Below are 22191 nucleotides of genomic sequence, written 5' to 3'. Positions count from 1 at the left end.
CACCTTTCAAAGAACCCTAATTGGATTCAAATTTGGGCTGTAATGGGGTAAATAGTGCAATTTTATATTGAGTGACACGGCTTTTTTTACATCATGACGGCGATGATAACCCATTCCATCAAGAATTAAGTGAATCGAACTACGTGTTTGATATTGTTCTCTGACTTGTTCTAAAAACGCGATGACTGACTCACCATTAATGGTTTGATATTGCGCCGTTATTTCCTCTGTTAAGAGCCCTAATCTAATTGCCCCTATAATATTCAATCGGGTGCGACTACCAGCCCCCATAAACAATGTAGGCTCATCATCAGCTATTGTGGTCTTTAGCGACTCATAAATACTGATTGCTTTTCTTCGTCAAACTTATGTGGAACACCCTTCATAACTTAGTTAAATAACTTTTATTTTGTCACGCAGATGCCCATCACGGCATGTTTTGTGCTGTAATTCTAAGGAATCTTTTTCTTGATCTGTTAATGATATTTTTTGCATGGGAATATCATGATCTCATAGTGAAATTAATCAAGATTTTTGTTTGAATAAGCTGCATCTTCAACTGGGCCAGCGCATTTTAATCCCTTACTCTAGTAAGGTTGAGTGGTAATCATCATCTAGTGCCGCCATTTTCTTTTTACGAGGTATGCTGGCTGATTTAGTTTCATCTTCTCTAATATCCAATGCATATTCTCCACTTGCCAGTGACTCCCTATTGCCGTTAATGCTGCTCTGCATTAACCTTCAGTGGGGTGATGTACCATCTAATTTCATGGATGAATTTACCTGTTGTCTTTTCATGAGCTTCTGAGCTGATTTTTATAATACTTTTGAGGCTAGATCAGCGATAACCCTTTGATAAATAATTTTAATTTACCCAGACGTGTTCGTATATCCTTGTTTCTATTCGACCATGGCTACAGTCTATATCAGTGGCTTGTTCATCATTATCTATCGAGAATCCTTCACGTTCTGTTTTACGCAACCAAGCTGCTAATTCTTATTGCATCCCTGAATGATTACCTATTTGGTGCCAGAACATAGTCGCCCTTTTTACTCACTATCTGTTTTGCTATCTGACTTTGACGCTTTCCATCAATGGCAATAAGATCACAACCCGTGTCTTTAATTAAGGCGACTATTCAAGATTGAAATGATGCTTCAATCTCCTCTGATTTGAGTCGACAAATAACATGCGCTATCGTGTCATGCTTTGGGCTCCCCGATTCAAATTGACGGTATTGTCTTAACCAATTTAGTTTAGAATGGTCAAATCTCAATCTCTTGCCATCCTTCAGCGCCGGAAATAACAGTGCTAATGGCCAACAAAAGAATATCGAAAAGGTTATGTTTTTTACATCGCTCTATACGTGGATCTTGGATAGAGTCAAAGTGCTGTAAGAAAGTCGCTGGCATACTCGTTATTTTGATATCAAGATCAGATCACGGAATACTCAAAAGTTAAATTTATAATGATCTTACCGTGGGTTCTATTTTCATTGACCCCGATTATTCTGGTGAGATCCCAAAGTGTATATTATAGTGGCTCTTTGATCAGCTATAGATATAGGTATTTAAATATGGCGCATCAGTTCGCTCGATACTGGTTCATCCTATCTGTTTTTTTGTTATCTCAGAATGTCTCTAGCGCCAGCTTTGACTGTGCTAGTGTCCCCATGGGAAGCTTTGAAGAAACGGTTTGTTCTTCTGCTGTTCTCAGTCGTCTTGATGAAGAATTGGCTCAAAAGTACTCTTCTGTAAAGTTGGCTATAAAATCTGCTGTAAATTTGCCATATGACTCAAACAGCCAGACGCAAAGCGCATTGTTAAAGCAAACGCAGATAGCCTGGATTAGAAGCGTAAGATTGATAGGTAACGACGACAGTATTGAGAGAGCCTACCGTCATCGTATTGGGGATTTAGAGACTTTAATACAGGCATACAGCGGTACTCAGTTCAGGATTGAATGTGCACATACATCTTGTGATGAGAGTATTCTCAAGTTAGTTAATCAAAATATTGAAGCCATATACAAAAAAGGTGATAGTAACAGCCGTTTTTACGTGCCGTTAGTGATGCATAAGCTCAAATGCGGTGAACGAGCTGAAAACCTTCAACATTGTCATTCACTCGTCAATAGAGGTGCATATAGACACAGTATAAGTGATGTCGATACCATTCTCATCGACGTTGAAGTTATTTACCCTGCACAACAGTACTGTCAAATTTGGGACGTTGCGTCGATAAATAAATGCTACGGAATGCTGCGTGATTTTTGGAAAAATAAAATAGCTGAAAAAACAAGTCAAATTAAGGTTGCGATCGACCTTGCGCGAAATTGTAAAACCGATGAAAAATATGATTATATTGTACGATTACTCAAACGGATGGATAATATTGAGAGTTTTAATAGGAGTTACGCACAATACTCTGATACCTATTGCCTTGTCGTTCTCAACCATGAACAAGGCAGTCCAAAGTTTTCTGGAGAAGAATGCACCGCAGATCTTGCCAATGACCATTATCGTAAATTGGTGAATCTGTATGGTGAAAAGTCAGAGTTGGACAATATGATTAAGTATTGCAAAAATCACTCTATGTTGACTTTGTGAACAGTCTTCTTCCGCGTAACTTTGTCACTATTACTTTCTTTTCAATTTTAAAAGTAAAATGATCAATTTGACCGTCGTCTTTACCATTTTTGTGCTATAAAGATTGTAACATCATAACGTTACAGTCTCAGATGGAGATGTTGAAATGCAAAAATACTTAAAGATCCCCGTTGACTTGAAGAATCAAGAGTTAATTACCTTTTTAAATAGTATTCTGGTGTTAAATGGAGTTGTAGACACCGTTATTAATGATATTAAATGCTTAGATACAGATATCTTGATGTCTTTTTCTAAGATCTCAGGTGCAGATCCAACAGAAAATGAGAAAAGTATTGCCGGTGATACATTAAGAAATTCAGGGATCACTTATTCCTTATAGTGATCTGTTATTTTTTATTGATATGTCTTTTAATGATAATTATTTAGATGTTATGTATAAATTATTTTATAAAATCATGAATTATCCTTTGTAATTCGCCACTTTTTCTCATCGCGTAAATTTGAGTGTTGAACTGAAAAATAAAATCGTTCATATAGGGGTGGTTAGTACTGTTTTTAGCAGAAAAAGCTAAAAAACCTTGCTCTATACTTATCGTTGCCCCTTCTATCAGCTCAGCATGTTTGCCTCCTTCATCATATTTACCTGATTTTTTTAATCGTTTTAACTCCCATAAAATTGAAATTCTATCATTCATGTAGCAATCGGTACGCCCAATTCCTAGCATAAGAATATTATTTTCATTGCCATTTGCTTCAATAGTGGTGATTTTTTTATCTTTCACTGCTTGCCAAAATGTATCCCCACCTAGGGCAAAACCAGAATTAAGACCTATGACTAAACCATAATAATCATCTGGCCAAATGGGCCTCATTGAATCCGAAAATACGCTTGCTTGGCAAACAACGATCACTCTTTCATCTAAAATAGGAATGGAATACGGCCACATATAGGGCCTCTCTTCAGTTCTATGGTAAGGGGGGTAGATGGCAAAAGCTTTACCTTTTTCAATATATGATAAGGCTCGTTTCCAAGGAATTGCATCAATGTTAACTCGATAACCTTTCATTCTAGACAATGCCTTGTTAATGATCTTGGTATATATTCCTTTTTGTTTGCCATTTTCATTATATGAGTAAGGAGGGTAGGAGTCATCAGCATAAATAGTCACTTCAATATCATCAGCAAAGGCCCATTTGGTGATATGTAGATTAATAAGGAGGAAGATAAACCAGAAGATATTTTTCATCATTACTCTCAATTTAAGCTGTTATTTTTTATATGTGTAACATTAGAGTCGCTAAGAAGTGCTAGTCATCTATCTAGTTTAGTTCAATCCATAATAATCTGGCTTGGCTAACAATAAATATTATGTATTAAATGATTCTGAGCATCATGAGGGGCAAAACTACTCTATCATAGAGATGTGCTATTGGTGGTGTAGAAGGTCATTTTAAGATAATGAGGGAAGTCATATACACTATGCAATTTCGTTTAATTCTAACCTTAACCCTATTTACAGTGCTACTTTTTGACGCGACCCTATCGGCTGGAAGTGAAATAGAGGAATTAAAGATAGGAACGATGGATCTTCCACCTTATGGATGGATAGATGAAAATGGAGAGAAAAAAGGTATTTTGTATGATATGCACCAAGAATTAGGTATTCGTTATGGTTCATCTTTTCAAAATAGCATTCTTCCTTTTAGCCGTATGTTATATTTACTCAGAATTGGCCGAATTGACCTTATATCTTCTCAGGGACATAAAGCAGCACTAGAAGTGGGTGAAAAGCTATCTATTCAGCATAAAGTTAAGGTGATCGCAGTTACAAAAAAGGGCTCAAATATCCACACTATTGAAGATCTTACAGGTAAGAGTTTATTGTATCACAAATCAGCATCTTACCCTAAACTGGAAGGGCTTCCTGGACATATCGAAAGAGTAGAGAGTTATCAGCATATGATAAAAATGCTTACTTCTAGAGTGTTTTATGATGCTGCAATTTTTTCAGAGCCCGCATATTATTATTGGTTGAATATAGAAGGGTTTTCAAAGAATGATTTTGGTGATGTCATTGTTATTCAAGATAATATAGAACAATGGATCTTCGTAAGAAAAAATCTCCCATTAGCTATAAAAATAAAGTTAAAAACCTTAGTAGAAGAAATGAATCATGAACAGAGATATCAACAGTTAGTTGATAAACTGATCAAACAAACTGAAGATAAAGTTCATTTTTAAATTTTATTTATCAATCCAAAGTAATATTAGATTTATGCTAAACAAAAACAATTACCAAAAAAACCATCACAATACAAACGTTCTCCAGCTGGGCAAGTTCCAGCATCAGCGGTAACACTGATAGAGCTTGAAAGAATCAAGAAAAAAACTAATTTTTTAATCATTGTAATACCTATAAAACTTAAATTTTATTTTTAATAAGCTTGATTATAACCATAACTGATCTTAGGCGAATAATTTAAATTTTCATTACATTGTTCGCCTAGTCAGTACCCACCGTGACATTTAATTTATGCAGAACAAAAACAAGTGCCAAAGCCATCACAATATGAATACTCTCCAGCAGGGCAAAGTCCAGCGTTAGCTGTAACACTGAATGAACCTGCAATAAGCAAAAACAAAGCTATTTTCTTTATCATAACTACACCCATAAATATTAAGGTAACATGTTGAGGCTGAATATTACTTTAATAGTGTTTTTATAACAATAATTATTTTTAAATATTGTTATATAAAACTGCTTGCTTTATAATCTTTCAAATTATGAGCGAAATATATTCTTTTTGTAGATAAATTTTCAATGCTAATTATTGCAGGTTTAAGCATATAGCCTTATTAATAAGTGAATAATGTCATTGTATTAATATTATCCACTTACATGATTGTAATCAATGAGAGAAAGCAGGTTTTAAATCTAGCTTTCACTCCTTAACTTCAATTGAAGCCTTAATTTGGTGGAGTCCAACAAAAACAAGTACCGAACCTCTCACAATATAAAGTCTCTCCATCAGGACAAGTTCGAGCGTCGGCTGTAATGCCGATTGTTCCAGCAAAAAAGAGAGTGAAAAATATTTTTCTTATCATAATTATATCCATAAAGTTAAATTGTAGTGTTTTACTAAGCATGAATAAATGTTATCAGTTTTATGATAAAGATCAATATTTATAATTTGGTCCTGTAGTTTAATACACGCTATATTATATATACCATGAAGTTAATTTACTAAGGTGTTGTTGTGATTTCAATTTCAAAATTTGGCAAGTGTATTGTAATTTCATTGCTTATTTTTATTCAGACCTCACAAGCAGATGAAATGAATGTTTTTTGTTATTCAAAGAATACAAAATCATGGGAATGGATAATGACTGAAAGTGGTGATTATTTATCATTTTATGGTGAAGAAATAATAAGTTATAACGATAATCGGGATAGGTATTTTTATTATGTTGCTATTAATGAGTCTTTATATACTCGTTTCTTAGAACTCTGCCCGACAGGAAGCGTCCCTCAACCTGCTTATAGCCGTTTTACCCATTGGAGTATTTTTAATGTACTAAAAATCAATGGAGACTCTTTCTTTTCTGAGGGGAGAAAAGATATTTACAACTTATCTGGAAATATCATCCCTAGGATGAGTGATAGAGCATTAAAGAAAAATATTCGTCATATCTCCCCTCCGATAGTGAGTATAAAAAAAATACAGGGTGTTAAATATGAAATGATAGATTCTGGCGAAACTGAATTAGGGTTTATCGCTCAAGATTTACAACAGATTTACCCTGAAATGGTGATACAAGACCCAGGTTCAGGTCATTTAATGATAGATTATCGAGCCATGATCCCTGTATTACTTGAAGCGATTAAGGAGCTAGAAACTCGTATTAGCGATCTTGAAACTAGGTAAAATTTGTGCAGCTACGATTATTTTACCTATAATATTAAGATTTTATGAGTGTATATATCTCTCCTCTGTGAGTGATATATACACAACAAATTAAATAAATTATTACTTTTAAACTTTGTCCATTTCCACTCGTTTACAGCTTTTTACTTTTACTCACTCATTGCATGTGAATGGCCCACTGAATTCGAGTAATGCTTGAGGTAAGTCAAGGGTTTCTTCTAATTGACCAAAATGATACACATTTAATTGTATTCTTGCTTGCATCGATTTCATGTAGTTTTGTTCGCCACCAAAAATAATCACTGCTGGAAAATTTTGTATGTAAAAACTTTCAGGATCAGCTTGAGCATCAATGATTAATTTTTTATCTAGTTTACTTAATTCGACATGTAATGTTCCAGCACACGCATCTATTTCTCGTTTCACTGATAAGCCTTTAAAAGCGGGATAAAACACAAGATCGTAATCCTGTGAAACATAGCGGCCGGCCCACATTTCAATGTTCGTATTGCCTAAAAGTGCCCCGGTAAACATAAAGGCAACATCATCGGATAATCCCATAGTGTAGATCATGCCAGCACTGGACTCCTTGTCATACCAGCCTTTATCGACCTGTGTATATCCAGTGCCCTGTAAATTGTATTCACCATCATTGAATCTATATAGCACAGATGTTTTGACAGTATATAAAAACCACTTTCCTCCTACGCCGGGCAATTCAGGAATGATGCCGAACGGGGTTTGTCCGGGATTGACTCCAGGCCAATAGTACTTGTGTGGTCCATTGTAATTCATGGAAAAATTAAAATCAGGGTGATTGATAATGATTTTTTCATCATCGGCAACAATAATACCGGGCACTTCATAGTAAAACGCATCGCTTCCATCAGGGTGTTGTAAAATAAGATCGTTATAAAAAAAATCATATTTAACCGTTTTGCCATGTAAGGGAGTAAACGCCAAATGCATGTAGGATTTTTCTTTTCCATCTAAAGAATCTGGTGCAATATACGTTTGGAAACTGATTTTGAAGTAACCAACGCCCGGTGCGTTGATATTATAAAACCATTGCTCTGCCCAGGTTTTCCTTGAAGTGGGTTCATGAGCTTTTATATCGGCTAGAGTGGTGGACCAGCTTAATGTTGATATGAACGTTAAACTTAACAATAAGATGATGCGAAGCATGTGTGTTCCCTTAATGGAGTGTATCAAAATACTGCAGCGCTCAAACCCACACTAGCGTTAGTGTGGTTGTTTAAGACTGTTTTTATGCTGATAAACAATTGAATCGATAACCGATAATATAGGATGCCAATGTTTATCAGATTTTTAGCAAATGTTTAGCATCGACTACCGACATATTTTTGCATCATCAAAATGCAAGCCTACTTGGCAGGTTTTATCAGCTTCACAATGTTCATCACTTTGACAATAGCATTCACCCCGCAGACTACAGCCCGGTGTTAAATACTGATCAAGTGATATATTTCCACTGACACGTTCCCAAAATGGATTAGTGAATACATTATGAGGATCGAGCTCTGCTTTAGCGGCTAAAAATGCTGGCCATTGAGGGAAACGCGAAGGCATGTCTTCAAAAATAGCGACTGAATTTTTCCCCCAGTGTGGACGAGCGTTATACTTACGCAGTGACATTTGTTCTATTTCTAAATTGACAAAGTAGTTTTTAGGCTCTTTCTCTCCTGCTTGACGCAGTGTGTATTCGATGCCCACAAATGCGCTATCACGTCCTGCACTCATGCCTAAATAACTGCTTGAGGCTTTGCCAAATCGAAAGTAAATACCATTCAATGGGAAACATGTTTTTGAGTTTTTAGCGACTATTTCACGTACATCACTGATCCATTCTGGTAGCCTGTCAATCTCTATTGCGACCTCTTGTAGTGCAATAGGTAGAGTATCCCACACGCATTTATTGGGATCTTTACATTGAAAGTACTGCATTTGATCAGAAAAACCCGTTGGGTTTTGGCGTACTTTTTTCCCTGTGTTGATGTCTCGAAAGTATGAGCTGGCTCGATTGTCGTAACGCACAGAAGCGGCGAGGCATTGCAGTCCCGAACCAAGGACTTCATGGGATGCATTAAACAATAACTCGAAAAAAAATTGTTGAATGCTAGAAACATCTGCTTGTGCGTTATAGGCTTCTCCTTGAGTGTCTAGCGGTACTGGATTATAAAGTGTACGGGTATAACGGCCTAAACCTGGAAACCAGGCTATATTAGCCGAGTAGTTATGACGGGCGACATCGAGTATGACCTCTTCTAAATCACTATCATTTCGATATCCTTTCACATCGGCATGTACCTTAAAGGCATCTTCGAGTTGAATGGTTGCTTCAACGACAACACCTAACACGCCTAAGTTTACCCTTGCGGCATCAAGTAGGTGGTCATTGAGAATACGCACCTCTCCTTTACCATCAACGATTTTTAGTTCGGTGATGTAATCTGCTAACATATTACTTGGTTTGTGCAGTGTTGAACCGTGTGTTCCGCTGCCAAGCATACCACCAATGGTGAAAATACCGAGCTCTGTGACCATGTTAATAGCCAGTGCTTGTGGCCTAAGAAAGTTATTTAAGTCGTTAAAACGCATACCAGCTTGTACCGTGACTACTTTTTTATCAGCATCAAACTGGAGTACCTTATTCATCTCTTTTAAGGTGATTTGAATTTGGTTATCGCCTGCGCAAGCCGCATCTATTTGACTTGCAAATTTGCGGTTCCCAGTCATCACTGTTTTTCCCCGAGCCACCGCCTCTTGCACAATACTCTGCACTTCTTCGATTGATTTAGGGTCATAGACAGCTTCTGGATGACAGGTATAGGTACCCTGATAGTTAGAAATGGTGCTTTCTGGTTCATTGGATTGCAAAGTGAAGGTTATTCCTAATGCAGCTCCAAGCGCCATGATTGAAAGCGCTAATCTTTTATTTTTCATCATTTTCCCTTTTGATTGGACACAATAATTCGTTCTGTTCCATCTCTATGAAAGCCATCAATTAACGGCATGATGCTGAAATTAGATTGTTAACCAAATCTAGGTAAGATTTGTTGTTCGATAACTCCTTGTACTGGAGGGCGATGTGCATTGGCACGTGAGCGAAAGAAATCACCAACATTTGCGTGGTAACAGTTAATGGGCCTTGGGCCGATACTTGGAACCCAAAGAGCGTGGTTTGTGGTGGCAAAGTTAAGGTCTGGGTGACCGAGTATGGTCAGTGGACCTTGGGCTAGGTTTTTAGCATCAAAAATCCATATTTCTTTCCCATTACCGACGCCTGTGGTGGGGTGCTTACGCACCACTGCTGCAAATAGATAACCATCATCTTGAGCAGTGCTGTTTTGTTTTGACATAAACTGAGGAGTACGCATGACGCAATCTTCTGGAAATTGATACGCATCTGTGACAGTCATGGTGGTGCAATCGAGATGAGTCAATGCTGAAGGTTGATCGTCTTGGGGTAAGGTGTCGTTGGTAAAATAGCGGTTTGGATAATCGTGATAGACATCAGCAACACGTTTAACGACGTGATTAGCGCGGTACCCGATGGCTGACCAGTAAATGTGCTCAAATGTTTCAGGGAATTGGAAATGGCCTTTATATGCGGGATCGTTCATGTCCCAGAATAATTTATCGTCACGTAATAGACGAAAATCATCCTCTATTTCACGTACAGAATAAGGCGTTACTTGAAGGCGTGAACGAACCAGCCCTCCCACGTCTACCGGAGCGACAGGGTAGCCAGCTAATCTGCTCGATACCCGACCACCAAAGAGTAATGAGTCTCGAATATATTGAGCTTCTGATTTGTCCATTGCCCCTAAATATTGACCGTAAAGGGTGATTTCATTGTCATGATCATCGTAGTTACACATAACATCAGAGGTATCGAAGTCAAGTGTAAGGTAGTCAGCCACCACCTGTTCTTTTCCTTCAATAAGATCTTTTTTGCGTATCACCCACACTGGTGTACGATGCTGTTGTGGATAAACAGTACGGATCCCAATCATTCTTAATGGCTCAACTTGAGCTGCAGTGTCGAAAATTAAAATGTGATTACGCGTGACCCCAAGTGAATGTGCAGTAGCGGTTATGATGGCTGGTTTTCCTTGCCTATTGATCACATTCCAAGCTTGCAATTGTGTTGCTTTATCCCATTTCATTAACCGTATAAAACCATCTTTGATAAAGGTATTACCGATATTTCCGCCATAGTTAATCGTAAAGCAATCATTGGAATGTAAGTCAAAATAGGGGTGACCAGTGGTGCGAATTTGTGGGAATAATGATTTAGCGGGAGTAAATGCATCAATGAAAGGAGGCAAGCTACTTTTCCATTCATCATAATGGCCGATAGGCGTAATGAGATCTAATGACATAGCATCAAATTCGTAGGGAATACCTCCTTCATAGCTTAATGCAAATCGATTATCACCTAGGTAATTTGGTGCTGTATTACAGTAATTTATGTAGCCCATACTGGGGCTTTGATAGATCAGTCCGCCTTTTAAACTGAATTTGTCAGGCCAATAATGAATGTGTTCTTGCATAATGGCTGAAGGAGTATCGATCATCTTCCTTTTAAAAGCGACATCTGAGGGAGTAAAATCAAAGCGTGTTAATGCGCCGCGTCCATTGGGGGTTAAATGACCTTCTTCAAGTGGGATACCTTCTGCAACGAACACATGACCTGTTATATCATGAGGAAGTTGTCCGTATAGCAATTTCATTCTACCTCCAGACGATGTACGAGTTCCATCCATGATGTTGTCTGGGAATGAAGTGTCATTGATTTGATCGGCAAAAAGTGTTGTTGGTAGTATTGCGGCTCCAGTAACAACCGCCATTCCTTTAATGAATTTACGCCTTTGCATTGTCCACTCCTTTTTAAATTGTGAGAGTCATCGCAGTATTTTTGTGTTTTTATTTTGTTGGTAATTTGTTTATTTTTATAGGTTGTAGTATTTTGCGTTTGAAGTCCAGTGGTATCAATCCTATGTTAAAAAAATAGAATGGTTTCTATTTTTTTATGTTTTTTAATTTTTAAGGTTGTTTAAATGAATGCTTATTTGAAAGAAATAAAAACAATTATCTGGGCACTACTCACTTACAGTAGTGCGTTACAAGCCGATGAAATGGATGTTTTTTGTTATTCAGAGAGTACTGATACATGGGAATGGATAATAATGGAAAGTGGTGATTATTTATCATTCGATGGCGAAAAAAGAAGGAGCCATAATGTGGGGCTAAATGAATATTTTTATTATGTGTCTATTGATGAATCCTTATATGCTCGTTTTGTAGAATATTGCCCATCAGGCAGTGTTCCTCAACCGGCTTATACTCGTTTCTCTAATTGGAATGTATTTAACGTACAGCAAAGTGATGGAGAGTCTTTTTTTGCTGCAGGTAAAAAATCATTTTATCATTCAATCGATCATGTTTTCTTGAGGTTTAGTGATAGAAGATTAAAGAAAAACATTCATCATATTTCTCCACCTATATCGAGTATAAAAAAAATACAGGGTGTTAAGTATGAAATGATTGATTCCGGTGAAACTGAATTAGGGTTTATTGCTCAAGATTTACAACAGATTTATCCTGAAATGGTGAGACAAAAAACAGGCTCTGAGTATTTAATGGTAGATTACCGTGCAATGATCCCTGTACTTTTGGAAGCGATTAAGGAACTAGAAAGCCGGATTAGTGATCTAGAGGCTCACTAATGAACTTTTAAGATTATATGAAATGATAACATTAAGATTCAAAGTTTGAACCATTTTTTAGGGCGACGGTTGTCGCATCGATATTAGGGCGTCAACACGTTAATGGCTCAGCTTAGAATTCATGCCCCGTTGAACCAGAGCTTTTTTTTGTGGTAAAGCAGCTGAGCAAGTCATTTCAATACTTGCTATAATCACCGCCATTATTATCTTGCCTCTGTATTGTTAATCATAATACTGTGATAGTTGGCTCGATAAATTCGATTGATTTCAGCGGTATATCAAAAGATATTTGATTATCGCTTTCATGATGAGTGTTTCATCGTGATAAAAATAGGAACAGACCTTGAGCCAAGTAACTCCGAACGTAGAAACAAAGATGTCATTTTCGACATTAACGCTAAAACCTGAACTAATCGACAATCTAAAAACCATGGGTTATGACTCGATGACGCCTATTCAGGCGCAGAGCTTACCTGCGATTTTAAATGGTGAAGATGTTATCGGCCAAGGCAAAACTGGGTCGGGTAAAACCGCTGCTTTTGGCTTAGGTCTATTGCACAAACTAGATGTAAAACGTTTTCGCATTCAATCTTTGGTGTTGTGTCCGACGCGTGAGCTTGCAGATCAAGTGGCGAAAGAGATTCGTACCCTGGCTCGTGGGATCCATAATATTAAGGTTCTCACCTTATGTGGCGGTGTACCTATGGGGCCGCAGATAGGTTCACTTGAGCACGGCGCTCACATTATAGTGGGTACGCCAGGGCGAATTATTGATCACTTGCAGCGTGAGCGATTAAACCTTGAAGATGTCAATACCTTGGTACTTGATGAAGCGGATCGCATGTTAGAGATGGGCTTCTTACCCGATCTCGATTACATTATGGCTGAAATGCCACGCGAGCGTCAGACGTTACTGTTTAGTGCTACTTTCCCTAAGCAGATCCAAAAAGTGGCTGAAGAAATCATGTTCGAACCCGTTGTCGTAAAAGTCGCTTCGACTCATGATGACAACACTATCGATCAACATTTTTATCAGTTAGAAAGCAATAAAGACCGTCAAAAGGCGCTGCGTTTACTGCTACTTAAGCATCGACCCGAGAGTGCGGTAGTATTTTGTAATACCAAACGTGAAACCAAAGATGTGGCGGCTACCTTAGCAAATGATGGCTTTAGCGTGGTAGCTTTGCATGGCGATCTTGAGCAAAGAGACAGAGATATCACCTTGATGCAGTTTGCCAATAAGAGTGCTTCAGTCATGGTGGCGACGGATGTTGCCGCGCGAGGTTTGGACATCGAAGCGCTAGACATGGTGATTAACTACGAGTTTGCCTATGACACTGAAGTGCATATTCACCGTATTGGCCGTACAGGTCGAGCGGGCAGTAAAGGCGCTGCTTATACCTTTTTTAACAGCGAAGATGATTACAAGGTTAAGCTGTTAGAAGAACATTTGAATCGTGATATTGTCAGCGAAGTACTACCCCCAGAAAATTTGTTAGATACCTTACCGACTCAGCCAAAAATGGTGACCTTGCAAATTGATGGTGGTAAGAAAAACAAGGTGCGCCCTGGTGATATCTTAGGTGCGCTAACGGGCGAAGACGGTATTCAAGGTACTGAGGTGGGTATGATCAAGATCACCGAATTTCGCTCATATGTCGCTGTTGACCGAAAAGTGGCCAAGCGTGCCTTGCATAAAATTACCAACGGCAAGCTTAAAGGCCGCCGTTATCGTGCATGGGAAATGCGCTAGTTTTTTAGTTTGGCCGTTGAAAGTGACAGTTGAAAGTAAAGATAATTTTTGAAAGGGAGCGCTTAATGTCGCTCCCTTTTTTATTGCCTGTCGGTGTTGTACCATATCAATGAGAATTAAGCCTTATCCACTAAAGTTGATTTTTACCATCGAAATAGAGGATGGTTAAATTGCGAGGATCGACGCTATCCACACAACCTAAATTGACTCTGTAATTCTTTGGCTCGTACGTAGTGCTATGGAATGGATAGATACCGCAATTTTTACAAAAGTAATGATTAACATCATGATCCCCCCAATGATAAACAGCAAGATGCTCTTCTCCTTTAAGTAAATTGAATGCATAAGGCTCAATGTAATGTTTAGTCATGATGGCATTTTTTCTTATACAGATTGAACAATTGCATTGAAGTGCGTCTGTTATTATTTCACTTTCAAATTCGAACAATATTGTTTTACAGTGACAGCTACCTTGGTATTTCATTTATCACTCCTTGTTAATAATTTATTTAACTGTATAGAAACACAGTGTTGTAGTGAAGTAAAGTAGTAAAGCCAATATCGAAATCGTCATCATTGTTGATTTTAGGTACTTCACGTTTGCTTCACGTTCTTTTTTATACACTAGCGATCTTGCTCATTAAGAACTTAGTTATACCTTAACAATAGGATTGAATTTACTATGAAAAAATATATATTTTTACTAATGGCTGTGACTTCAACAACAGCACTAGCGGCTCAAAATATTCAACAACAAGGTGGGTTTGTCGGTCCAAGTGCAGTAACGGTTAATACTGTGAAAGTTGCCTTAGAAGTGAAAGATGATGCACCAGTGATATTAACTGGTCATATCGTTGCTGCATTAGGTGATGAAGAGTACACATTTAAGGATGATACTGGTGAGATAGTCATTGAAATAGATAGCCGTGATTGGAATGGGGTTGAAGCGACGCCTGATACTAAATTAACGCTCCAAGGCGAAGTCGACAAAGAATGGACCCAGACAAGTATTGATGTAAATTCAATTAAATTAGCAGAATAATTGCATTAAAAACAAAAGCTGAGGATGCTCCCTAGCTTTCTTGTTGCTGGGCTATGTACTTTATTTTATATGTCGTCTTACGGCATCAATTTTTTGAGCATCTGTAATGGGAATCACAGAGTCATCCACATCATCTGAGCCCATTTTCACATTATTTGTAGCTCGTTTCATTTTACTTGGACGAGTCGATTTTCCTGATAAATGGATTTCAGTAACAGCTGTCTTTTTAATAATATTATTTACATTTTCGGCTGTAATACTCGCTCCTGCTAATATGTTAAATCGATTATCCGCCATTTTTACCATATCAGCTATTACATCAATACCATCGACTGCATTTCTCGCTAAACCTGAGGTAAGTATTCGCTCACAACCTAATTGAGCTATATTTTCAATTGCTTGCTTGTAATTAGTACATAGATCGACTGCGCGATGAAAGGTGACGCCTAACATGTTGTTATTGGCTATTTTCATTAAGCGCTCACAGCGCGGCATATCTATGTCACCATTGGGCGTTAATACGCCAAAAACAACGCCCTGTAATCCTGCTAATTTAGCAGCATGAATGTCTTCAATCATGGCTGATATGTCATCATTATCGTATACAAAATCTCCCTGACGAGGGCGGATCATGGCATAAATTGGAATTGAAGATATGCTAGCCGCTTGTTTCATAAAGCCAAAGCTTGGGGTTAAGCCCCCTAAAGCAAGAGAAGAGCAAAGCTCAATTCTATCTGCGCCACCATGAATAGCATTATGTAAAGACTCTAAGTTGTCGATACAGACTTCAATTTGAATAGACATGATGTTTACGCCAAAAGGGAATTGAGAAGAATTAAGTTTAAAGGAAAGTTCACTTTTAATGTATGAGATTACATGAGAATTGGCGGTAGAGTAAAGGGTTTCCTGTAAGTCAGTGCAGCCCACCAGAGTTTTTTAAGCTTGGTATTTTACATATTAAAAAAGCTAGCTCATTGCTAACTTTTATTGAGGGTTGTTTGTATTTTTAGTTTATGAACAAGGTCCTATATAATCCCAATATTCACCACTCGTACCTGGTTCAATAGTATGCAGGTTATTGACTAGAGATTCGTATAATCCTCCATCATGAGTAACGCGGTCACCTTTCTGGTAGAGACCTACGCTGGTAGGTTGATCATAATCAACCCAAGCTTCTACATCTTCACAGATCCCAGGCTCTTCAGGCTCATCTGGAGTATATTCTGTTGGGATGAAAGTGATAGTGACACCATCATCATCATCTACATTATAAATTTTATTACAGGTGTTATAGTAATAATTATTGTTCTCGTCCCTTGCACTCATAAAAATACCTTCACCCACTACAGTATTAGATGCTGCTGCGCATCTACCCTGCTCTGCAATATCCCAGTCATTATTTGCATTTTGACCATTAAAGGTTGAGTAGGTAGAGATATCATCTAAGGTTTCTCCTTTTTCACCTTTGACATCAAAGGAGATATTAACCAGTCCATCGGCATTCATATCACCAAGATCTTGTTTACTAGCACAATAGTTTTGGTTGATGTCATTATTAGCTGGAATGGGGATGCTAATACTGTTGCGGGATTGTCCTTGTCTAGTATCAACTGTGCTTATTAACACATTCGCTGTTCGCTCGAAGGTTTGTGTATCCACGAGTTGGATGCAAGGGGTAACTTTTACATCACCACGTGTACCTTTAGCCTCAACGTCATTGTTATCTAAGGCAAACGCATTACTTAAAGTAAATGTTGAAATGATAGCGGCTACGATTAATCTTTTTTTCATAAAATGTCACCCAAATTTATTAAATGCAAATATAATTATTGTATTGATAATTAATGCTTGTTTGAAGCACCGTGGTCATGATAAATAAATTTCAGTGGATGGGTAAAGCCGCTGTGCGGGGGGATTTCCCTCGTTTTATAAATATAAAATAGCAAGTCATAATTTTTATTAGGATAGTGTTTATTTTATCTATTAATTGTAGGTTGGATTTGCTAATCAATAATATTATAGCTTTCTTTGATCGTTTTCTTTATTAGTTCTAATATGGGTTCACTGATTGATTTTTTAAAAAAAAGAGAATGGTCGATACACCAAGGTTGATTTAAAAACGATAAGTTAAGTTTTACTATATGAGGTGATTTTTTAGAATTAATATAGTGTTGGGGTAAATAAGACCAACCATCGGTTTCTAAAAATGCTAATATATGCTCTAGAGAACTTAATTGTACTTGCTTGAGTGAGTAGCTGGCTCTTTCCCCTAAACCCTCTTCTACAATGCTACTGAGAACATATCGAGTTTCATTCATTAGATCATGAAATGAGACTTGATTTAATTTGGCTAAAGGAGAGTCATGATTTGCATAAAAAGCACCATTAATTTTTCCAAGGTAACAGATATCTAAACCAGCAGGTGGAATTAGCCTAAATATTTCGTTGTTATGTGGAATAATTGCGAGATCGCAAGATTCATTTTTAATGGCTTGTAGGGATTCTTTTTTATTTTTTGTTAACCAGTTTATGACAACACTTGGAAACTCTTTGTGTACAGCTTGATTTATCTCGATAGACATTGTTGTTGGTAAAAGTTTACTGAATGCGATGGTATATTCAAGTTTATTTGATGAATTAATTGCAAGATTTTGAGCAAATATCTCTAAGCTTGACGTATAAAAAAGCACACTGGATGCTCCGCGTAATATCTTTTGACCAATGGGGGTCAGAATAAGCTTATTTCCATCTTTTTCAAATAACGTTAGATCTAAAGATATTTGTAAATTGTCGATATGTTCTCTAACCGTGGTACGATCTTTTCGTAAATTTTTAGCACCAAGAGTATATGAGCCACTTTCAGCAACTGCAGCAAAGGCGAGCAGTTGGTCTAAAGTATATGATGGTAGATTAGAGATATTATTTATGTTCATTCCTTCCTCACATTTAAGCTCTGAAATATGTGTAACTCATTATAGAATATAAATTTTTTATAGAGTTATTATCCATAAAAATTACTTGACTACAATATATTTGGTTATGTATTTATTATATACATGTTAACTTAAACTGTTGTGATTTAATTTTTAAAGTTAAGTACTTTAATTGTTTGTGGTTTTATCGTTATCAATTACATAGTGGATTTATTAAATCTATTACCCATAAAAAACAATTTTAAATGTGGTTTTTTTGGTATATTCATGATATCTAATTGAATTTATAAATAAATATATAATAACAAAATTAATATTTAAAATGATTAAAAAATCACTCTTTAATTATTCACTTTTAGATTTTTCTCACTTATTTGACGTAAGGTTAAGTGGATTGGTGTTTTTCAAATGTTTATTTTTGGTTCTTTATTTGTTAATCTCTAGTTGCTATTCACTTTGCATTTAGCATTATTTAATGATAAAAAGTTGGCTAGTTGTGATTGTAGATGCTGTAGATGAGTGTAAAATAAAAAGCAAGATTAAATATGATCCGTTGGCATTAGATATTTTTGCTAATATCATGCAATTTAGTCATTTTAAAATCACTAAAACTGAGCTAATAAGTAAAATTCAAGGCGAAGAATCTGCAGTATTTGAATCATACTTAAATAAAATACAAGTTCAATTGAAACAAAATTTACCCATAAAAATGGTATTACCTGCATTTCCAGCGAAATCACCGAATAGAAATAAGGCCCATGATAGCATCCCCGACATGGCTGATAATTTGGCATTACTTCATGGTAGGTGTGCTTTTGAGGAGCACACGGTAAGACATTTACGTAGGATCCAAATGCGATAGAATCGAGTATTGGTAGTGATTCGGCCACATTTGGATGTTTTTGCATTTTGACTATTGCATCCAAGCAATGGATTCATAAGGGCGCAATGTCATCGATTGTGGCCGACATGCACTGTCTTGATAATTACTGATAAGCAATTGCCAAGTTCCGTCCAATAATTTAGCTGAAAGCGAGAGATTTACTGGTTCGGGGCTAACGTTATTGGCGACCAGCACGCGCTGTCCCTGATGGCTTCGAGTGTAGCACCAGAGTTTATTATGCAGAGGGAGCAAATCCTGATAATTACCTTCGATGATAATAGGGTACTGTTTACGAATAGCGATAAGTTTTTGATAATGATAAAAAATAGAATTGGGATCATTTAGCGCAGCTTCGACATTGATGTGCTTATAGTTTTGGGCCACATCAAGCCAAGGTGCTCCCTTTGAAAATCCGGCATATTCACTGGCATCCCATTGCATAGGGGTTCGACCATTGTCACGGGATCGCGACACTATGATAGCCATCACCTCTTTATGACTCTTTCCTTGTTCGATATGCTGACGGTAGATGTTATGGGTTTCCACATCACGGTATTGAGCGATATCATCGAAGTGGGGATTGGTCATACCGATCTCCTCGCCTTGATAGATAAAGGGTGTTCCTTGCAGTAGATGCAGACCTGTTGCCAGCATTTTTGCGGAAATCACACGGTGAGTATTGTCGTTACCAAAGCGGGATACGATGCGTGGTTGATCGTGATTACACCAAAACAGCGCATTCCAGCCCCGCTTGTGCAGTCCTTGCTGCCAGGTGGTGAACAATGTTTTGAGTGCCAGCCAATCACACTCTGCTAGCTGCCATTTATTACCGTTAGGGTAATCCACTTTTAGATGGTGGAAGTTAAACACCATAGACAGCTCTTCACGTTTGGGAGCAGAGTAGAGCTGACATTGCTCCAGTGTCGTGGAAGACATCTCGCCCACGGTCATAAGATCAAAGGGTTTGAATACTTTTTGATTTAATTCATGCAGGTATTCATGAACCCTTGGACCATCGGTGTAAAAACGGCGACCATCTTGTTGTGGATCTTCACTACACTCGTTGGGAAAACTCTGATCTTTGCTGATGAGGTTGATCACATCGAGGCGAAATCCATCCATGCCTTTATTAGCCCAAAAACGCATGATGTCACATACTTGCTCACGTAAATCTGGGTTTTCCCAGTTGAGATCGGCCTGTTCTTTGGCAAACAAGTGCAGATAATATTGGCCACTGGTTTGATCTTTTTGCCAAGCATTACCACCAAACTTGGATGTCCAGTTAGTCGGTGGCGCGTCTTTATGACCATTGCGCCAGATATAAAAGTCACGCTTAGGACTGGTTGGATCGGCAATTGCTTCCTTAAACCAAGGATGTTCGGTGGAGGTGTGATTAACGACGATATCCATAATAATACGTAGGTCTCGACGTTGACATTCTGCTAGCAGCTGTTCGAAGTCGGCCATGGTGCCGTAAGCGGGATCGATACTGTAGTAATCACTAATATCATAGCCATTATCAATCTGAGGAGAGCTGTAGACAGGACAGAGCCATAGCGCCGAGACACCGAGCTGCTTGAGGTAATCAAGTTTGGCAGTGATCCCCTTAATGTCTCCGTGACCCTTGCCTGCGGAGTCGTTAAAACTTTTGGGATAAATTTGATAAATAGTGGCTTCACGCCACCATTCGTGCTGTGAGTTCATCGAATAGTTCCGCTCAATTGAGAAAGAAAGGGCCTTTGCCCTTAGATGATTTTAGGTGCTGTCATGCCACTGACTTGTAAGGTATTCGTTGCCTCTTTACGCTTATATACCATCATAGTTAGGACTATGGGGACCACGATAGCGACGAGCATAGCGATGGCGAAACTGCCCCAGTAAGCTGTTTGTATAGAGAGGATACCAGGTAGGCCGCCGACGCCGATGCTGTTGGCAAGTACGCCGCCAATACCACAAATACAAGCCGCTATCGCTGAGCCTATCATGGCGCATAACATCGGGAATTTGTAACGTAAGTTGATGCCATACATGGCTGGCTCTGTGACCCCTAGGTAAGCCGAGATAACCGCTGGGATGGATATTTCACGTTCATTGTATTTACGACTCACAAGCACAATACCTAATACCGCAGAACCTTGTGCTATGTTGCTCAAAGCGATCAGTGGCCAGATAGGCGTACCTCCCATTTGACCTATGAGTTGTAGATCGACCGCGTTGGTCATTTGGTGGACACCGGTTATCACTAAAGGTGCATATAAAAAACCGAATAAGGTCGCACCAATGGGAGCAAATTCGCCAGTGAGCGCCATTTTAGCTGCCCAGCCAACGCCATTGCCGATTTCACGTCCGATAGGTCCAATAATTGCGTGGGCCATAAACACGGTGATCATAAGTGATACTACAGGCACAAGCACTAAAGTAAGGTAACTTGGGACAATCTTTTTTAAACCCGTCTCGATAAATGCCAGTAGTAGACCTGCCAGTAGAGCGGGGATCACCTGAGCTTGATAGCCCACTTTATCGATGGTGAAAAAGCCAAAATCCCATATCTCAGGGATCTTGGCGCCGAGATCGTAGGCGTTCATCAGCTGAGGTGACACGAGTGTGATGCCAAGTACAATGCCAAGGATAGGCGTTCCTCCTAGCTTGCGTACTGTACTCCAGCAGATCCCCACGGGTAGGAAGAAGAAGATGGCTTCACCTATCAACCATAAAAAGTTGTAGATGCCAGTCCAGAACTGACTTCCTTGCATCAGTGGATGACCATCAACGAGATTGATATCACCGATTAGATTGCGAAAGCCCAAGATCAGTCCGCCAGCAATAATCGCTGGAATGAGTGGAATAAAGATTTCGGCAAAATGAGAGATGCTTCGTTCCAACCAGCTCATGTTCTGACGGGCTATCTGTTTGAGTTGTTCTTTGTCGACTTCACCGAGCTTGGTCAGTTTAACAAATTGCCGATGGAACTCTTCAACTTCGGTGCCTATCACGACTTGAAACTGACCGGCGTTGGCGAAACAACCTTTGACTGTTGGTAACGCATCTATGCCGGTAATATCGGCTTTAGCTGGATCATTGAGTACAAAGCGCATACGAGTGATGCAGTGACTGACGGTAACGATATTGTCGCGGCCACCGACGAGCTCAAGTAGTTGTGTGAGCTCCTGAGAATTTACTTTTGCCATTAGAAGGTCCTTGGTAATGACTGGGAACGTTCCCATTGTCACTTTTAAGGTTCAACTATCAATCATTAAATGGTCATAGTGTGATATAGATCACACAATAATA

General features: G+C 38.4%; 22 protein-coding genes and 1 pseudogene. 8 read left to right on the top strand and 15 right to left on the bottom strand.

From position 1 onward, the window contains the following. Positions 1-6 precede the first annotated feature (6 nt). The 3 genes and pseudogenes from HQQ94_RS18890 to HQQ94_RS23140 all read right to left on the bottom strand — a co-directional run bounded on the left by HQQ94_RS18890 (position 7) and on the right by HQQ94_RS23140 (position 1413). Positions 7-291 (bottom strand): transposase, encoded by a 285-nt coding sequence (locus tag HQQ94_RS18890; protein WP_173295875.1) that lies wholly within the window; start codon positions 289-291, stop codon positions 7-9. A 291-nt stretch (positions 292-582) separates the two neighbouring features. Next, positions 583-735: a hypothetical protein gene (locus HQQ94_RS23145; protein ID WP_375335704.1), complete on the bottom strand. Its 153-nt coding sequence runs from the start codon at positions 733-735 to the stop codon at positions 583-585. Between the two features lie 404 nt (positions 736-1139). Next, positions 1140-1413 (bottom strand): annotated as a pseudogene (locus tag HQQ94_RS23140) (transposase family protein). A gap of 164 nt (positions 1414-1577) precedes the next feature. Between HQQ94_RS23140 and HQQ94_RS18880 the strand changes: the two are divergent. Together HQQ94_RS18880 and HQQ94_RS18875 are read left to right on the top strand one after the other, a co-directional pair. Then, positions 1578-2609 carry a lysozyme inhibitor LprI family protein gene (locus HQQ94_RS18880; RefSeq protein WP_173295874.1) on the top strand — a complete coding sequence of 344 codons (1032 nt, stop codon included), beginning with the start codon at positions 1578-1580 and terminating at the stop codon, positions 2607-2609. Positions 2610-2754: 145 nt separating this feature from the next. Beyond that, entirely contained in the window at positions 2755-2988 is a 234-nt protein-coding gene (locus HQQ94_RS18875) for a hypothetical protein (RefSeq protein ID WP_173295873.1), read from the top strand. A gap of 61 nt (positions 2989-3049) precedes the next feature. Here HQQ94_RS18875 and HQQ94_RS18870 read toward each other — a convergent pair whose 3' ends face one another. After that, positions 3050-3859, bottom strand: a complete 810-nt coding sequence (locus tag HQQ94_RS18870; protein ID WP_254304102.1) for an ABC transporter substrate-binding protein — start codon at positions 3857-3859, stop codon at positions 3050-3052. Between the two features lie 230 nt (positions 3860-4089). Here HQQ94_RS18870 and HQQ94_RS18865 point away from each other — a divergent pair, with 230 nt between their 5' ends. Further along, positions 4090-4851, top strand: coding sequence for an ABC transporter substrate-binding protein (locus HQQ94_RS18865; protein WP_173295872.1), 762 nt, complete (start codon positions 4090-4092; stop codon positions 4849-4851). Positions 4852-4883: 32 nt separating this feature from the next. Here the strand turns inward: HQQ94_RS18865 and HQQ94_RS22915 are convergent, their stop codons facing one another. Next, a complete protein-coding gene (locus tag HQQ94_RS22915; protein ID WP_302051858.1) occupies positions 4884-5015 on the bottom strand; it encodes a hypothetical protein in 132 nt (43 codons plus the stop codon). A gap of 126 nt (positions 5016-5141) precedes the next feature. Then, on the bottom strand, positions 5142-5270 hold the full coding sequence (locus tag HQQ94_RS22910; protein WP_302051857.1) for a hypothetical protein: 129 nt from the start codon (positions 5268-5270) through the stop codon (positions 5142-5144). Between the two features lie 723 nt (positions 5271-5993). On the opposite strand from HQQ94_RS22910, the gene HQQ94_RS18860 reads away from it, so the two are divergent. Next, positions 5994-6536, top strand: coding sequence for a tail fiber domain-containing protein (locus tag HQQ94_RS18860; protein WP_173295871.1), 543 nt, complete (start codon positions 5994-5996; stop codon positions 6534-6536). A gap of 153 nt (positions 6537-6689) precedes the next feature. Here the strand turns inward: HQQ94_RS18860 and HQQ94_RS18855 are convergent, their stop codons facing one another. The 3 genes from HQQ94_RS18855 to HQQ94_RS18845 all read right to left on the bottom strand — a co-directional run bounded on the left by HQQ94_RS18855 (position 6690) and on the right by HQQ94_RS18845 (position 11437). Beyond that, entirely contained in the window at positions 6690-7721 is a 1032-nt protein-coding gene (locus HQQ94_RS18855) for a hypothetical protein (RefSeq protein WP_173295870.1), read from the bottom strand. 165 nt (positions 7722-7886) lie between these two features. After that, positions 7887-9500, bottom strand: coding sequence for an FAD-binding protein (locus HQQ94_RS18850; protein ID WP_173295869.1), 1614 nt, complete (start codon positions 9498-9500; stop codon positions 7887-7889). A gap of 89 nt (positions 9501-9589) precedes the next feature. Continuing rightward, on the bottom strand, positions 9590-11437 hold the full coding sequence (locus tag HQQ94_RS18845; RefSeq protein ID WP_173295868.1) for a carotenoid oxygenase family protein: 1848 nt from the start codon (positions 11435-11437) through the stop codon (positions 9590-9592). Between the two features lie 183 nt (positions 11438-11620). Here HQQ94_RS18845 and HQQ94_RS18840 point away from each other — a divergent pair, with 183 nt between their 5' ends. Further along, positions 11621-12289, top strand: a complete 669-nt coding sequence (locus HQQ94_RS18840) for a tail fiber domain-containing protein (RefSeq protein WP_173295867.1) — start codon at positions 11621-11623, stop codon at positions 12287-12289. Between the two features lie 376 nt (positions 12290-12665). After that, on the top strand, positions 12666-14042 hold the full coding sequence (gene dbpA / locus HQQ94_RS18835) for an ATP-dependent RNA helicase DbpA (RefSeq protein WP_173296722.1): 1377 nt from the start codon (positions 12666-12668) through the stop codon (positions 14040-14042). A 130-nt stretch (positions 14043-14172) separates the two neighbouring features. Here the strand turns inward: dbpA and HQQ94_RS18830 are convergent, their stop codons facing one another. Beyond that, complete coding sequence (locus HQQ94_RS18830) at positions 14173-14526, bottom strand: GFA family protein (protein ID WP_173295866.1); 354 nt, start codon at positions 14524-14526, stop codon at positions 14173-14175. Positions 14527-14724: 198 nt separating this feature from the next. On the opposite strand from HQQ94_RS18830, the gene HQQ94_RS18825 reads away from it, so the two are divergent. Beyond that, complete coding sequence (locus HQQ94_RS18825) at positions 14725-15084, top strand: YgiW/YdeI family stress tolerance OB fold protein (protein ID WP_173295865.1); 360 nt, start codon at positions 14725-14727, stop codon at positions 15082-15084. A gap of 60 nt (positions 15085-15144) precedes the next feature. On the opposite strand, the gene HQQ94_RS18820 is transcribed toward HQQ94_RS18825, so the two are convergent. The 3 genes from HQQ94_RS18820 to HQQ94_RS18810 all read right to left on the bottom strand — a co-directional run bounded on the left by HQQ94_RS18820 (position 15145) and on the right by HQQ94_RS18810 (position 18017). Continuing rightward, positions 15145-15888 (bottom strand): copper homeostasis protein CutC, encoded by a 744-nt coding sequence (locus HQQ94_RS18820; protein WP_173295864.1) that lies wholly within the window; start codon positions 15886-15888, stop codon positions 15145-15147. Positions 15889-16095: 207 nt separating this feature from the next. Further along, on the bottom strand, positions 16096-16875 hold the full coding sequence (locus HQQ94_RS18815; RefSeq protein ID WP_173295863.1) for a hypothetical protein: 780 nt from the start codon (positions 16873-16875) through the stop codon (positions 16096-16098). Positions 16876-17087: 212 nt separating this feature from the next. Next, positions 17088-18017: a LysR family transcriptional regulator gene (locus HQQ94_RS18810; RefSeq protein WP_173295862.1), complete on the bottom strand. Its 930-nt coding sequence runs from the start codon at positions 18015-18017 to the stop codon at positions 17088-17090. 475 nt (positions 18018-18492) lie between these two features. Here HQQ94_RS18810 and HQQ94_RS22905 point away from each other — a divergent pair, with 475 nt between their 5' ends. Further along, positions 18493-18879: an L-tyrosine/L-tryptophan isonitrile synthase family protein gene (locus tag HQQ94_RS22905; protein ID WP_302051856.1), complete on the top strand. Its 387-nt coding sequence runs from the start codon at positions 18493-18495 to the stop codon at positions 18877-18879. A 51-nt stretch (positions 18880-18930) separates the two neighbouring features. Here the strand turns inward: HQQ94_RS22905 and treC are convergent, their stop codons facing one another. Together treC and treB are read right to left on the bottom strand one after the other, a co-directional pair. Continuing rightward, complete coding sequence (treC, locus tag HQQ94_RS18800; protein WP_173295861.1) at positions 18931-20604, bottom strand: alpha,alpha-phosphotrehalase; 1674 nt, start codon at positions 20602-20604, stop codon at positions 18931-18933. Between the two features lie 41 nt (positions 20605-20645). Beyond that, positions 20646-22088, bottom strand: coding sequence for a PTS trehalose transporter subunit IIBC (treB, locus tag HQQ94_RS18795; protein ID WP_173295860.1), 1443 nt, complete (start codon positions 22086-22088; stop codon positions 20646-20648). Between the last annotated feature and the right edge of the window lie 103 nt (positions 22089-22191).

Source organism: Shewanella sp. VB17 (assembly GCF_013248905.1).
GTDB lineage: Bacteria > Pseudomonadota > Gammaproteobacteria > Enterobacterales > Shewanellaceae > Shewanella.
This window is presented reverse-complemented; position numbering and strand designations above follow the sequence as displayed.